This window comes from Paenibacillus graminis (genome assembly GCF_000758705.1).
GTDB lineage: Bacteria > Bacillota > Bacilli > Paenibacillales > Paenibacillaceae > Paenibacillus_AQ > Paenibacillus_AQ graminis.
The window spans coordinates 2,815,729-2,828,121 of the sequence record NZ_CP009287.1; the positions used below are offsets into that span (position 1 = coordinate 2,815,729).

Consider the following 12,393-nt stretch of genomic DNA (forward strand, 5'->3'; position numbering starts at 1 on the left):
CCTCTCTCTTCATAGGGTTTCGTCATTGGCGAAATCCTCTTTTTTGAAATATAAGCATTTATATGCTTCGCGTTATAAATGATCCTTCTATTTCTCGCTGAAACGGGCCTGTCCTTTTAAGGGCGCTGTAGCCGTTTCTGCTTGGTTGGTTTGAAACTGCCGCAATTGGGGGTACAATAGAAAAAAACCATCCCATTTGCAAAGGACAAACCACTATGAAAGCTGTGAATAAACGAAATATAACGGTTATAGCGGTCATTGTTTTCCTGGCTTTTCTGGCGATAGAGCGTACAACCCAGTCAGAACCGGAAGCGGTCCCTGCCATGGAGCAACAGGGAAGCTCCAAACCTGAAAGCGGAGCGGGTGCGGGCCTGCTGGCACCTGCGTTCACCTTACAGGGAGTGAATGGTGAGAGCTACTCCGTTGGGGGGACCAGAAAAAAAGCGGTGCTGGTAAATTTCTGGGCTTCCTGGTGTGATCCCTGCCAGCAGGAGGCGCCGGCGCTGAATGCGCTGGCATTGAAGTACAAAGATGTGCTCGATATTTATGGAATCAACGTGACGAGCCAGGATTACAAACCTAACGCGGAACGTTTTGTCAGGAAGTATATGCTGGCGTTTCCCGTTATGTATGATCTGAAAGGCGAGGTTTTTGACAAATATAAGGGTGCCGTATTTCCGACTAATGTGCTTGTGGACAACAACGGAGTCATTGCCGAGGTTATACTTGGACTCCTGTCCCCGGAAGAGCTTGAAAAGAAAATCATCGCCCTGACCGGTTCCTGAACAAAGGGGATACGGTATAGTTAGTAAAGCCCCTCTGCACCCTCGGGATCTTCCCGGGTGCGAGGGGCTTTGACTTGAAATATAGACTATAAACTCTGAATTAGTGATTCACGAGTCCTCTTGGCCCTCTGCTTGCTTCCGTGTCATTCTCCAGCGAAATCTGGCCCAGAAGGGCATAGCGCATACTGTCTACCAGCGCTTCCCAGCTTGCTTCAATCACATTACTGGATACCCCGACAGTGCTCCAGGTGTCACTGTAGTCTTTGGATTCGATCAATACGCGGACCTTCGCGGCGGTCTGATCCTTCTCGTCGAGCACCCGCACCTTGTAGTCGGAGAGATGCATGTCTTTCAGTTGCGGGAAGTAAGTCAGCAGCGCCTTGCGCAGCGCATTATCCAGCGCATTGACCGGACCGTTGCCTTCGGCTGCGGTATAGAGATTATCTCCGCCGACTCTCAGTTTGACGAAGGCTTCTGAGACCACGGGGCTTCCGGCGGTCTTTTCCACAAGCATCTTGAAGGATTCGAAGGTGAACAGCTCGTTCATCTCGCCGGTGGCTTCGCGCAGCAGCAGTTCCAAAGAGGCGTCCGCACCTTCGAACTGATAGCCCTGATGCTCCAGATCTTTGATCTTGTCGATCACCTTGCGGGCTTGCTCGCTGCTCGGATCGAGGTTTAAGCCCATATCCTGTGCTTTGGACAGGACATTGCTCTGACCCGCCAGCTCGGAGACCAGCACCCGCTGCTTGTTGCCCACAAGCTCGGGAGCGATATGCTCATAGGTGCGGGAATCACGCAAAATGGCCGACACGTGGATCCCGCCTTTGTGTGCAAATGCGGCATTGCCTACATAGGGCTGATTCACCGGCAGGTTCACATTGGCCACTTCGCTGATATAGTGGGCGGTATTCGTTAGCTGAGGCAAGGAATCACCGGGGATGCAGTGATACCCCATTTTGATCTGCAGGGTAGGAATAATCGAGCACAGGTTAGCATTTCCGCAGCGTTCACCGTAGCCGTTGATCGTACCCTGGACCTGCCGCGCACCAGCGCTGACGGCACTGAGTGTATTCGCCACTGCGAGCTCGCAGTCGTTATGGGTATGAATGCCGAGCGGGGCGCCAGGCAGCTGAAGAGCTATGCCGGATACAATCTCCTGAATTTCATTCGGGAGGGTTCCGCCGTTCGTATCGCACATGACCAGCCAATCCGCACCGGCTTCACGGGCCGCTCCCAGAACGGCTGCTGCATATTCGGGATTGTTCTTATAACCGTCGAAAAAGTGCTCTGCATCGAAAATGACCTCAAGGCCTTTGCGCTTCAGATAGGCAATGGACTCGCCGATCATGGCAAGGTTCTCTTCCAGCGTCGTCTGCAGTGCAGTGTGAACATGGAAGTCCCATGACTTCCCGACCAGAGTAGCCGCCGGAACACCGGCATCAATCATCCGCTGCAGGTTCTCGTCATGCTCGGTGATGGAATTCTTGCGCCGGGTGCTGCCGAATGCGGTGATTTTGGCATGAAGATGCAGTTCCTTGACTCTTTTGAAAAACTCAATGTCCTTGTTATTGCTCCCCGGGATGCCACCTTCAATATAATGCACACCCAGATCATCGAGTTTCTTGGCGATCTTCAGCTTGTCATCCGCCGACAGACTGATGCCTTCACCTTGGGTGCCGTCACGCAACGTCGTATCGAAGATGGAAATGGACTTAGACATGAGAGTCCTCCTAAAAGTTTTTGAATTTTTATATTATAGCATTTTTACGCGGGAATGTAACAAAGAACTTTAGAGGAGATTCACACCTGGTTGACCTTGCGCCGGGAGAAGAGGTATGCTGAAACCAACAATGGAAACCCTAAGATAAGAAGGTAGATATTGTGCAGAATGTGGATCAATATTATCCGGCAAGCGGCAGGGTGATTCTGCATGTGGATATGAATGCTTTTTACTGCTCTGTGCATGAGGCGGAAGATCCGGATCAATATAAAGGAAAAGCAACGGCGGTTGCCGGCAGCGTGGAGCTCCGCAGGGGAATTATTGTTACCTGCTCCTATGCAGCGCGCAGACTGGGGATTTCAACAGGGATGCAGGTGCAGAAAGCGCTGCGCATTTGTCCTTCGCTTCTATTAATCAAGCCGAATTTTCATCTCTACCGCAAGTACTCTAATGCTTTTATGCAGATAGCCTACAGTTATACTCCGCTGCTGGAAGCTGTCTCGATAGATGAATGTTATCTGGATATTACCGGTTCACGCCAATTCGGGACCCCGCTGGAAATTGCCGAAGCGATTCAGCGTCGCATTATGGAGGAGCTTGGACTGCCTTGCTCCATCGGCATCGCCCCCAATAAGCTGCTGGCGAAGATCGCTTCCGATCTGAAGAAGCCAAGTGGCATCTCTATCCTGCGGCTGCGTGATGTGCCGGGTATTCTGTGGGACAAGCCTTGCAATGAGATGTTCGGGATCGGAAGCAAAACCGCAGAGAAGCTCCGGAAGCTCGGCATCTACAGCATCGGACAGCTGGCAGCAGCAGATGAACGGATGCTCGTGGAGCATTTCGGGGTGATGGGCTCCTGGCTGAAGCGGGCGGGGAACGGCATTGATCATGGCGTTGTGAACCCGGAAAGGGAGCAGAGCAAGTCCATCGGGCACACCACGACGCTTCCGAGCGATGTTGTCGGGCTAGCTGAAGCAAGGCCGATCCTGCTGAATCTGAGCGACCAGGTGGCCCGGCGGCTGCGGAAGCAGGGATTGGTGGCGTCTGGGGTACAGCTCACCATCCGTACGCCGGATATGAAGACGATCACGCGCTCGCGCCAGCTGGAGACGCCTACGGAGAGTGCCGAGGATATTTACAAGACGGCTTGTGACCAGTTCGCCCGGCACTGGAAAGGTGACAAACCGGTGCGTCTGCTGGGGGTTACGCTGCAAGGGCTGACGCCCAAGGAGGATTCCGCCATCCAACTGGATCTGTTCAATTATGAACGCCAGCCCAAGAAGGAGTCGCTTAACCAAACGATGGACATGCTGCGCAATAAGTTCGGCGAGAACGCGGTCCTTACGGCCGGTATGCTGAGCGACAGCCATTCGGCGCGCCTGCGCAACCACAAGGAACGGGGCACTTCCCTGCAAAAGGATAATCTTCACAAGGTGGACCCTGCGGAGGAGTGATTCAAGTCCTATCCCATGGCTGATTGCCGATCCGCAACATGCGTCAAAATTGGAAACGTACTGAAAATCCATTGAAATTGTTTTCTATTTATATTAATATGACAAAATAACAGGCTGCTGCAATAGGTCTGTATTGTTCAACGGGAGGCAGAGAAGAAATGGCTAAATACACTTGGGTCGAAAAAGATACCTGCATCGCATGCGGTGCTTGTGGCGCGACGGCCCCTGATATTTTTGATTATGATGATGAAGGTTTGGCGGAAGTGATCTACGAAAACGACGGCAACCACGGGGTGACCGCGATTCCCGACGACTTGTTCGATGATCTGCAGGACTCTGCCGACGGATGTCCTACGGACTCCATCAAAATTGCAGACGCACCTTTTAACAAAGAAGGCTAAACCTCCGGGTTATTCGTATCTGCGCAAAATATAAGGATTAGAATGAGGTAAACCTTATTTCTAATCCTTATATTTCCATAAAGACATTCCTTTTGCTGCGATAAATGCGGCTGGGGATGTCTTTTTTTCGTGAGCGTGCCGATATAAAATATAAAGATTGAGAATTCCACAATCCGCGGAGGCCCCGATGAAAAACTCGCAGCATCTCAAAGCCTATGTTCAAATGCATCCCGATAACAAGATGGCATGGTACTTGCTTGGTAAAGAATATTATAAGAACGGACAGCATGGAAAAGCAAATTACTGCTTCAACCAGGCTGGTGAAGTGTATGAAGCTTTTGAGCACAGCAAGGTACCGGCGGAAATGCTCCGGGAGTATGAGGAAGGGCTGATCCGGGAAAACCGGCAGCGGCATGAATCCAGGCTGAGGCTGCGCCGGGGATTGCTCGCGCTGCTCATGCTGCTGCTGCTGATCCCGTCGGCTGTAGCCCCTGGCGTGAATCCGGACGGATCCGGGGCTTCAGACCCGGAAATTGCTGCCGGGGACCTTGAAGAGCCTGCGGCAGCTGAGCCTGCGGAGGAAGAGGAACCATTGGTACCGGCTGTCTTGACGTTTACAGCGTCTGGTGAAGATGCAGCTTCAGCGGGCCAGGCATTGGCCGCCATCCTGAAGAACCGGAAGGCGCCTTCCCAAACTGCTGTGCTGGCCATGAAAAAGTCAGGGCGCTGGCTGATCTGGAAGAAGAACCTGCCGCTTGCGGCTACGTTGGAGCAGAGCCGGAAGGGGAAGATTGTCTACCAGTCTTATGATCCGGCAACCTGTGCCTGCGAACCGCCGGAAGCTGGCGGGCTGCAGAAGCAGGCGGAGATATGGCAGGAGAAGCAGGAGGAGCTGGCAGCTCTATGGAGTGCTATACGTTCCTACAACAGCAGCAAAGGAAAGCCGCCGGAATCGCTGAAGGAGCTGACCCGGCCTTTTCCGGGGAATGTTCTGGGCGAAACGACCCCGCTCATGAAACAGGAGTTCGCGGCATTACGTGCGGCCTCGACCCTGCAGCCGCTCCAGGCTTCAGCGCAGCCTTCCACGGCCCCGTCAGCAGAGGGCACAGCGGCAGTTGGAGTGAAAGATACGGCCAATCTGAGCAAGGGGCAGCCGCCCTTTTTTAGCCGCCCGCTTACCATTATTGTGGATAAACAAAATCACCGCCTGGCAGTCACCAGCGGCAATATCATTCTAAGGAACTATGCGGTTGGCCTTGGGGGCGAGAAGACACCGGAAGGGGAGTTTGCGGTCTCCGATAAGGTGGTCAATCCGAACGGGCATGACAACGGGGAGTTCGGCAGCCGCGGCATGCAGCTCTCGGACACCAATTATGCCATACATGGCACGAATGAGCCGGACAGCATCGGCAAGGATGAATCATTGGGCTGTATCCGGATGAAACGCGAGGATGTGGAGGAGCTGTTCGCAATGGTGCCGATGGGGACGAAGGTCCAAATTAGTAAAGGGGTTCTGCCTGACGAACTGATGCTGCCCGGGGAGCGTTACCCGTCACGTACACCGCCGGATCAGACCAACCCCAACAAAGTCTACCATTGGCTCAATTAATTTCCGGCAACAATAAACAACACAATAATCAGAAGAATCAGAAGCACCAGACTGACACTGATCCATAGGATTGCTTTGCGGTTGACTTCTTCTTTTTTCTGCTGCAGTGTCGGGGGTTTGCGCTTTGTAGACATATTAGCCATCCTTCTTTCTCTCTTTATCGTTGATTACCCTTACATTGTAATGCGTTTACAAGAAAAATACTATACTCTGCGTTTCACCGGGAAGCACCGCCCGGTAAAAAACTTTTCTTTTCCCCCGGAAACGGCTAAAATTAAGATGAAACCTACAGAATCGGGGATTTACCTGACATCACTTAAGGGTTCCCTTTGAAGGAGCGAGAACGGTGCTGTATCGACATTTAGGCAAACCTATTTTCTTTAAAATGGACCCGGAGAAAGCGCACCATCTCGTCATAGGCGGACTGAATAAATCAGATCTGGTGCCTGGCGGGAGTGCGGCTATGCGGCTTATGTACGGCGTTCCCGAAACAGCCGACCTTGCGGTGGATCTGTTCGGCCTGCATTTCCCGACTCCGGTGGGACTTGCGGCAGGCCTCGATAAGAACGCTGAAGCGGTGGGCGGGTTCTCATCCATCGGCTTTGGTTTTATGGAAGTGGGCACTGTCACGCCGAAGGGCCAGCCGGGCAATGACAGCCCGCGTCTGTTCCGTCTTCTGCCGGACGAAGCGCTGATTAACCGGATGGGCTTCAATAATAAAGGCGCCGAAGCCATGGCGGGGCGGCTGAAGGCAGTTAAGAAGCGCAGGATTCCGGTGGCTGTGAACATCGGCCGCAACAAAACGACGCCCAATGAATCTGCGCATGAGGATTACCGCCAGTGTATCCGTACGCTTTATCCGTACGGTGATTTTTTTGTGGTCAATATCAGCTCGCCGAATACGCCGGATCTGCGCAGTCTTCAGCACGGCAGCGAGTTGTCGAACCTTCTGGCCCAGGTCAAGGAGGAAATGGCGCTTCAGCACAAACAGAGCGGCACTGCCAAGAGCCTGCTGGTCAAAATCGCACCTGACGTCAGCGACGGTGAACTGGAATATATGGTACATACGATCGCTGAGGCCGGAATGGATGGTGTGATTGCCACCAATACCACACTCAGCCGTGAAGGGCTGCGGAGTGACAAGGCAGGAGAGACAGGCGGACTCAGCGGCAAACCGCTGCGCGACCGTTCGACTGAAATTATCAGCAGAATCTACCGCCAGACAGGCGGCAAGCTGCCGATTATCGGTTCAGGCGGTATTTTTACCGGCCAGGACGCATATGACAAGATCCGGGCAGGCGCGAGCCTGGTCGAAATCTATACAGCTCTCATCTATGAAGGACCAGAGGTTAACCGCAAAGTGCATGCCGGATTACGGAAGCTGCTGCGGCGGGACGGATTCTCTCATATCCTAGAAGCGGTGGGCGCTGATCATCACTGAAGGATGAATGGACAGGAGGACGAAGGCGATGGACGTCAGGGACTGGGGAACATTTTTGCTTCCATATGAACAAACTGTGGAGGAATTGAAGGTTAAGTTCAAAACGATGCGCTCGGAGCTTAAAAAAAGAGAAGAATATACACCGATTGAGTTCGTAACCGGACGCGTCAAGCGGCTGTCAAGCATACTGGAGAAAGCCCAGCGGTTAAATGTAAAAATGGAGGATCTCGAAACGGGGATCGAGGATATTGCCGGCATTCGCATTATGTGCCAGTTCGTCGAGGATATCCGCAGAGTAGCGGAATATATCCGCGCCCGTAAGGATCTGGAAGTCCTCTATGAGAAGGACTACATCACCAACTATAAGGAAAGCGGGTACCGCAGCTTCCATATGATTATTAAATATCCGGTGCAGACGGCACTGGGGCAAAAGATCGTGCTCGCCGAGATTCAAATCCGCACGCTCGCGATGAACTTCTGGGCAACCATCGAGCATTCCCTGAACTACAAATACCGGGAAAGCCTGCCCGACGAAATGCGGCTGCGCCTGAAGACCGCAGCGGAAGCTGCCTCTATTCTGGACAGTGAGATGTCCAGCATCCGGGATGAAATTCTTGAGGCCCAGAAGACCTTCGAGGAAAATTCGAATACGACGACCCAACTGCTGAAGGCGATTCACCAGTTGTACTTCTACCATCTGGTCAATGAGGCGATTGAGAGCCAGGAGCGCTTCAACCAGATCTGGCAGGCGCAGGATATGGAAGCGATGAAGGAACTGCTGGATCATGTGCGCGAGCTGCTGTCGAATGCCAAAAAGGACAGCCTGCCGGATGGCCTATGAACGGCTGTACCTGGCATATCTAGTCTACTTCAACCGGGACAGGGATTATTTCGAATGCCATGAGGTGCTTGAAGAGCTGTGGCTGGCCCGGGACAAGGACCCGCTCTATAAGGCGCTGCTGCAGGCAGCGGTAGGCCTGTACCATTTCCGCAATAGCAATGTGCGCGGCGGCATGATTATGCTGAACCGGGCGCATGAGGTGCTGCAGCGGTATCCTGCGGATATGCTTGGCATCAATCTTGCCAAGCTGGCCCGCGAGGCCGGAGATTATGCCAGGAAGCTGGAAACCTACGCGGAGCAGCCGTTCGGGTACTATGATCTCACGATTGAACTGCTGGACCCGAAGCTTGCAGAGGAGGTGGCTGCGGCGGGCCGGGATATCCTTCCGAGCCATCCCCAGCGCCGCGGTCCGCAGCGGCCGGAGTCATCCCGCCGCAATTAAGGCATAATGAATAGCAAGGCTACCACAGGAGCACCCGCAGGGGTGTTCCTTGATTATTGGAGGAAGGCATCATGGCAGTTGAGCTGCCCGGCACTTTTATGCAGCGCATGAAGGACATGCTGGGATCGGACTATGAGCAATTTGCGGAATCGTACCAAGAGACTCCTTATAGCGGCATCCGTGCCAACACATTAAAAATTTCCGTGGAGGCGCTGCGTGCTCTCTCCCCTTTTACGCTTGAGCCTATTCCATGGTGCCCGTCCGGGTTCTATACGGAGGCAGGGGCGAGACCCGGCAAACATCCGTATTACCACGCCGGCCTGTACTATATTCAGGAGCCCAGCGCAATGGCTCCGGTTGAACTGCTTGGTGTGCAGCCCGGCGACCGGGTGCTTGACTTATGTGCGGCTCCGGGCGGCAAGTCCACACAGATTGCCGCCAAGCTGCAGGGTGAAGGGCTGCTGGTCAGCAATGACCTGCACCCGGACCGGACCAAAGCTCTGGCGAAGAATCTGGAACTGTACGGTGTCCGCAACGGCATCGTGCTGAATGAAAGCCCCGGGCGGATTGCTGCGGCTTTTCCCGCATTTTTTGACCGTATCCTGATCGATGCGCCTTGCTCGGGCGAGGGTATGTTCCGCAAGGATGAAGATATGGTCAAGCAGTGGGAGCCGGAAACGCCGCTGAAGTACGCGGCAATGCAGCGTGAAATTCTGGCATCCGCCGCAGAGGCGCTGCGGCCCGGAGGAACACTCGTCTACTCCACCTGCACCTTTGCCGTAGAAGAGAATGAAGGGATGATCAGGGAGTTTCTGAACAGCCATCCGGAGTTTTCGCTTATTCCTGTAGGCGGAACCGGATCTTTTGCGCCAGGCCTTGGGGGGCTGCCGGAAGCAGCCCGGCTGTGGCCGCATAAAGTTAAAGGCGAAGGGCACTTTATGGCCGTATTGCGCCATGACGGAAGCGGAGCGTCCGCCGAGGAAGGCGCAGTATATCCGGCACATAACGGCCGGGACAAGGCGTTGTCTGTTTCCCCGCGGAACAAAGGGGGGAAGGCGCAGGCCTCCGCCAAGGCCGCTGCTGCGAGAGCGGATGGCGGACGCGGTGGCAAACCCGGCCGCGCTGCCGGCAAATCTGGCGGCGCGGCTCCGGGACGCCAGTCTCAGGGCATGGGAGAAGAGGCAGCACTGGCTGCATATGCCATATTCGCCGAAGAACAGCTGGGCTGGCAGCCTTCCGGATACCCGGTACTGTTCGGAGATCATTTGTATCTCTCCCCGCTGCCAAAGGCTGCGCTGGACGGGCTGAAGACAATTCGTCCCGGCTGGTATGTAGGGCATATCCGCAGCGGACGGTTCATTCCCGGACATCCGCTCGCTACCGCGCTGCATCCTGCCGAAAGTACCCGCTGCCTCTCCTTGTCCAGTTCAAGTGGCGAAGGTGTCTCGTATCTGAAAGGAGAGACGCTCTCTATTACGGCAGACCGTTTATCTGTAAAGCCCGGCAGTCCCTCCAAGGGATACGTACTGGTCTGTATCGACGGTTACAGTGCAGGCTGGGGCAAATGGCAGGACGGCATGCTGAAGAATGAATATCCCGCAGGCTGGAGGTGGACATAGCGTATGAGTGCGGCAGGAAATTCTCCCAAAAAACAACGGCTCGATAAAGTGCTGTCCCACATGGGGATAGGCTCCCGCAGTGATATCCGCAAACAGGCCAAGCAAGGACTGATTAGGGTGAACGGCACTGTAATTAAAGACAGCAGCTTCCATGTTGATCCCTATGCTGACCAAATCGAGGTTAGCGGCGAGCCGGTGGTCTATCGTGAATATATCTACCTGATGATGAATAAGCCGCCGGGCGTGCTGTCTGCTACAGAAGATAAGCGGGATCGTACAGTGCTGGACCTGCTCAAGCCGGATTATGCGCAGTTCGAGCCGTTTCCGGTCGGAAGGCTGGATAAGGATACGGTAGGCTTACTGCTGCTGACCAATGACGGACAGCTGGCCCATGAGCTGCTCTCACCCCGCAAGCATGTGCCGAAGACGTATGAGGCTACGGTTGAGGGCGAGGTGGATGCCGCGGATGTGGCTGCTTTTGCCGCCGGTGTTGAGCTGGATGACGGGTATGTGACATTGCCTGCACAGCTCACCATATTGGGCAGAGAACGCGGAAGCAAGACCTTATCGCAGATTTCACTGACCATTACCGAGGGGAAATTCCATCAGGTAAAGCGGATGTTTTTGGCGGTAGGCAAAAAAGTAATCTTCCTAAAAAGAGTCTCCATGGGCGCACTGAAGCTGGATGAGCGTCTGGCTCCCGGGGCTTGCCGGGAACTGACGGCCGAAGAGCTGCGGGTGCTTGGCGGCGGGGAAGCTGAAGGCAATGAACTGCCAAACTTTATCCCTATATAGATTGAACTTGAAAAAATAAGAATAAGGGGAAAAGTGGCGTAGGAGAAGTTTGGAACTGTAGGAGCGGTAGCGTCCGTCTTTGTCTGCGGATTTAATCGCGACCAGCGGGTTAGAATCAAGAAATCTGCAGTTGGGCAGCGGCCAGAAGTCCAAACATTCACTGTAGTCCGGTTAACAGATAATAGATACAATGAAATATTTACAGATAAAGAAAGACAAGGATGGTGGGGTATGAAATACAAGCTGATAGCGCTGGATGTGGATGGGACGCTCCTGAATGACGACCACAAGCTGAGCCCGGAAAATAGGGAGGCTATAGCGGAGGTGACCCGGCAGGGCGGGCAAATCGTCTTGTGCACAGGCCGCAGTCCGCAAAATTCGATTCCTTTCATGGAGGAGATGGGGCTGGCCGGATATGTACTGGGACACAATGGAGCCGCCACAGTTCGGGTGGAGGACCGTGAGGTACTGCATATCTACGGGCTGGATGCCCGCGGACTAGATCCTTATATTGATTATTGCCGTGCGCGAGATATTCATTATGATGTGAATACTGCTTTTGACATGTATGTGGACAATGTGGCCAACCTCACCAAAGAAGCGACGTTTATGTACGAACATTTCCGGATTACGCCTGCATCACTCCCGGCTTGGGAGGATTTCCGCGAACCGGTTGTCAAATTTACGGTATTCACTAAATCGGATATTCTGGACGAAGCCCAGCGCGAATGGAGCACCTGGACGCATCTATATAATATTGTGCGCAGCGGGGAATTTTTTGTTGATTTCATGCATCCGGATGCTTCCAAAGGCAATGCGCTGATGAATCTGGCTTCCCAGCTGGGGATTGCGCAGGAAGAAGTTCTGTCCATTGGGAATTATTATAATGACATATCCATGCTGACATACGCCGGCCTTGGCATTGCCATGGACAACTCGCCACTGGAGGTCAAGGCGGCAGCGGATGCAATTACGGGCAGCAACAATGATCATGGCGTTCGCGACGCATTGGTGAAGTACTGCTTGTCCTGACGGATATTCTTTCCAGGGTCCTCTTCTGGTTGTGGCCTCTTTAAATTCGATATGAAGCGGATAAATCCGGTGGGAATGGCTCCTGCCGGATTTTTTTGTGTTGTTGAGGAAATCATGAGTTTTTTCTGTTGTGATAAGGTGTGTGAGGGATTAAGGTTTGTTTGGTTCGTCAAAAGGACGAATATGGACCTGACGCCGGTTTGCCCGTAAACAACGGCAGAATTGCCGTTGTTGAAGCCCTGTGGGTTGGCAGG

12 protein-coding genes are annotated in these 12,393 nt (G+C 53.6%); 10 read left to right on the forward strand and 2 right to left on the reverse strand.

Translation table 11 applies throughout. From position 1 onward, the window contains the following. Positions 1-215 precede the first annotated feature (215 nt). Complete coding sequence (locus tag PGRAT_RS11445; RefSeq protein ID WP_036704574.1) at positions 216-785, forward strand: TlpA family protein disulfide reductase; 570 nt, start codon at positions 216-218, stop codon at positions 783-785. A gap of 100 nt (positions 786-885) precedes the next feature. Here PGRAT_RS11445 and cimA read toward each other — a convergent pair whose 3' ends face one another. Next, positions 886-2,505, reverse strand: a complete 1,620-nt coding sequence (gene cimA, locus PGRAT_RS11450) for a citramalate synthase (RefSeq protein WP_025705210.1) — start codon at positions 2,503-2,505, stop codon at positions 886-888. A gap of 161 nt (positions 2,506-2,666) precedes the next feature. Here cimA and PGRAT_RS11455 point away from each other — a divergent pair, with 161 nt between their 5' ends. The 3 genes from PGRAT_RS11455 to PGRAT_RS11465 all read left to right on the forward strand — a co-directional run bounded on the left by PGRAT_RS11455 (position 2,667) and on the right by PGRAT_RS11465 (position 5,969). Further along, positions 2,667-3,959, forward strand: coding sequence for a DNA polymerase IV (locus PGRAT_RS11455; protein WP_025705211.1), 1,293 nt, complete (start codon positions 2,667-2,669; stop codon positions 3,957-3,959). A gap of 158 nt (positions 3,960-4,117) precedes the next feature. Further along, on the forward strand, positions 4,118-4,360 hold the full coding sequence (locus PGRAT_RS11460; RefSeq protein WP_025705212.1) for a ferredoxin: 243 nt from the start codon (positions 4,118-4,120) through the stop codon (positions 4,358-4,360). Between the two features lie 187 nt (positions 4,361-4,547). Then, positions 4,548-5,969 (forward strand): L,D-transpeptidase family protein, encoded by a 1,422-nt coding sequence (locus PGRAT_RS11465; RefSeq protein ID WP_025705213.1) that lies wholly within the window; start codon positions 4,548-4,550, stop codon positions 5,967-5,969. Here PGRAT_RS11465 and PGRAT_RS33705 read toward each other — a convergent pair. Beyond that, complete coding sequence (locus tag PGRAT_RS33705) at positions 5,966-6,103, reverse strand: hypothetical protein (protein ID WP_167330823.1); 138 nt, start codon at positions 6,101-6,103, stop codon at positions 5,966-5,968. The two genes, PGRAT_RS11465 and PGRAT_RS33705, sit on opposite strands and share 4 nt — an antisense overlap. Positions 6,104-6,315: 212 nt before the next feature. On the opposite strand from PGRAT_RS33705, the gene PGRAT_RS11470 reads away from it, so the two are divergent. The 6 genes from PGRAT_RS11470 (at position 6,316) to PGRAT_RS11495 (ending at position 12,139) form a co-directional block, all read left to right on the forward strand. Continuing rightward, positions 6,316-7,410 (forward strand): quinone-dependent dihydroorotate dehydrogenase, encoded by a 1,095-nt coding sequence (locus PGRAT_RS11470; protein WP_025705214.1) that lies wholly within the window; start codon positions 6,316-6,318, stop codon positions 7,408-7,410. Positions 7,411-7,438: 28 nt separating this feature from the next. Then, positions 7,439-8,251, forward strand: a complete 813-nt coding sequence (yjbM, locus tag PGRAT_RS11475; protein WP_025705216.1) for a GTP diphosphokinase — start codon at positions 7,439-7,441, stop codon at positions 8,249-8,251. Further along, positions 8,217-8,693, forward strand: a complete 477-nt coding sequence (locus PGRAT_RS11480) for a DUF309 domain-containing protein (RefSeq protein WP_342342270.1) — start codon at positions 8,217-8,219, stop codon at positions 8,691-8,693. Before yjbM ends, PGRAT_RS11480 begins: the two co-directional genes overlap by 35 nt. A 71-nt stretch (positions 8,694-8,764) precedes the next feature. Next, a complete protein-coding gene (locus tag PGRAT_RS11485; RefSeq protein WP_025703100.1) occupies positions 8,765-10,312 on the forward strand; it encodes an RsmB/NOP family class I SAM-dependent RNA methyltransferase in 1,548 nt (515 codons plus the stop codon). Positions 10,313-10,315: 3 nt separating this feature from the next. Continuing rightward, entirely contained in the window at positions 10,316-11,107 is a 792-nt protein-coding gene (locus PGRAT_RS11490) for a pseudouridine synthase (protein WP_025703101.1), read from the forward strand. Positions 11,108-11,338: 231 nt separating this feature from the next. Next, entirely contained in the window at positions 11,339-12,139 is an 801-nt protein-coding gene (locus PGRAT_RS11495; protein WP_025703102.1) for a Cof-type HAD-IIB family hydrolase, read from the forward strand. Positions 12,140-12,393: the final 254 nt, after the last annotated feature.

What these genes read in the sequence shown, in the direction of transcription:
- yjbM (WP_025705216.1), top strand. Translation starts at nt 7,439, where the DNA reads ATGGACGTCAGGGACTGGGGAACATTTTTGCTTCCATATGAACAAACT.
- cimA (WP_025705210.1), bottom strand. Translation starts at nt 2,505, where the DNA reads ATGTCTAAGTCCATTTCCATCTTCGATACGACGTTGCGTGACGGCACC.
- PGRAT_RS11445 (WP_036704574.1), top strand. Translation starts at nt 216, where the DNA reads ATGAAAGCTGTGAATAAACGAAATATAACGGTTATAGCGGTCATTGTT.
- PGRAT_RS33705 (WP_167330823.1), bottom strand. Translation starts at nt 6,103, where the DNA reads ATGTCTACAAAGCGCAAACCCCCGACACTGCAGCAGAAAAAAGAAGAA.
- PGRAT_RS11495 (WP_025703102.1), top strand. Translation starts at nt 11,339, where the DNA reads ATGAAATACAAGCTGATAGCGCTGGATGTGGATGGGACGCTCCTGAAT.
- PGRAT_RS11480 (WP_342342270.1), top strand. Translation starts at nt 8,217, where the DNA reads ATGCCAAAAAGGACAGCCTGCCGGATGGCCTATGAACGGCTGTACCTG.
- PGRAT_RS11460 (WP_025705212.1), top strand. Translation starts at nt 4,118, where the DNA reads ATGGCTAAATACACTTGGGTCGAAAAAGATACCTGCATCGCATGCGGT.
- PGRAT_RS11485 (WP_025703100.1), top strand. Translation starts at nt 8,765, where the DNA reads ATGGCAGTTGAGCTGCCCGGCACTTTTATGCAGCGCATGAAGGACATG.
- PGRAT_RS11490 (WP_025703101.1), top strand. Translation starts at nt 10,316, where the DNA reads ATGAGTGCGGCAGGAAATTCTCCCAAAAAACAACGGCTCGATAAAGTG.
- PGRAT_RS11465 (WP_025705213.1), top strand. Translation starts at nt 4,548, where the DNA reads ATGAAAAACTCGCAGCATCTCAAAGCCTATGTTCAAATGCATCCCGAT.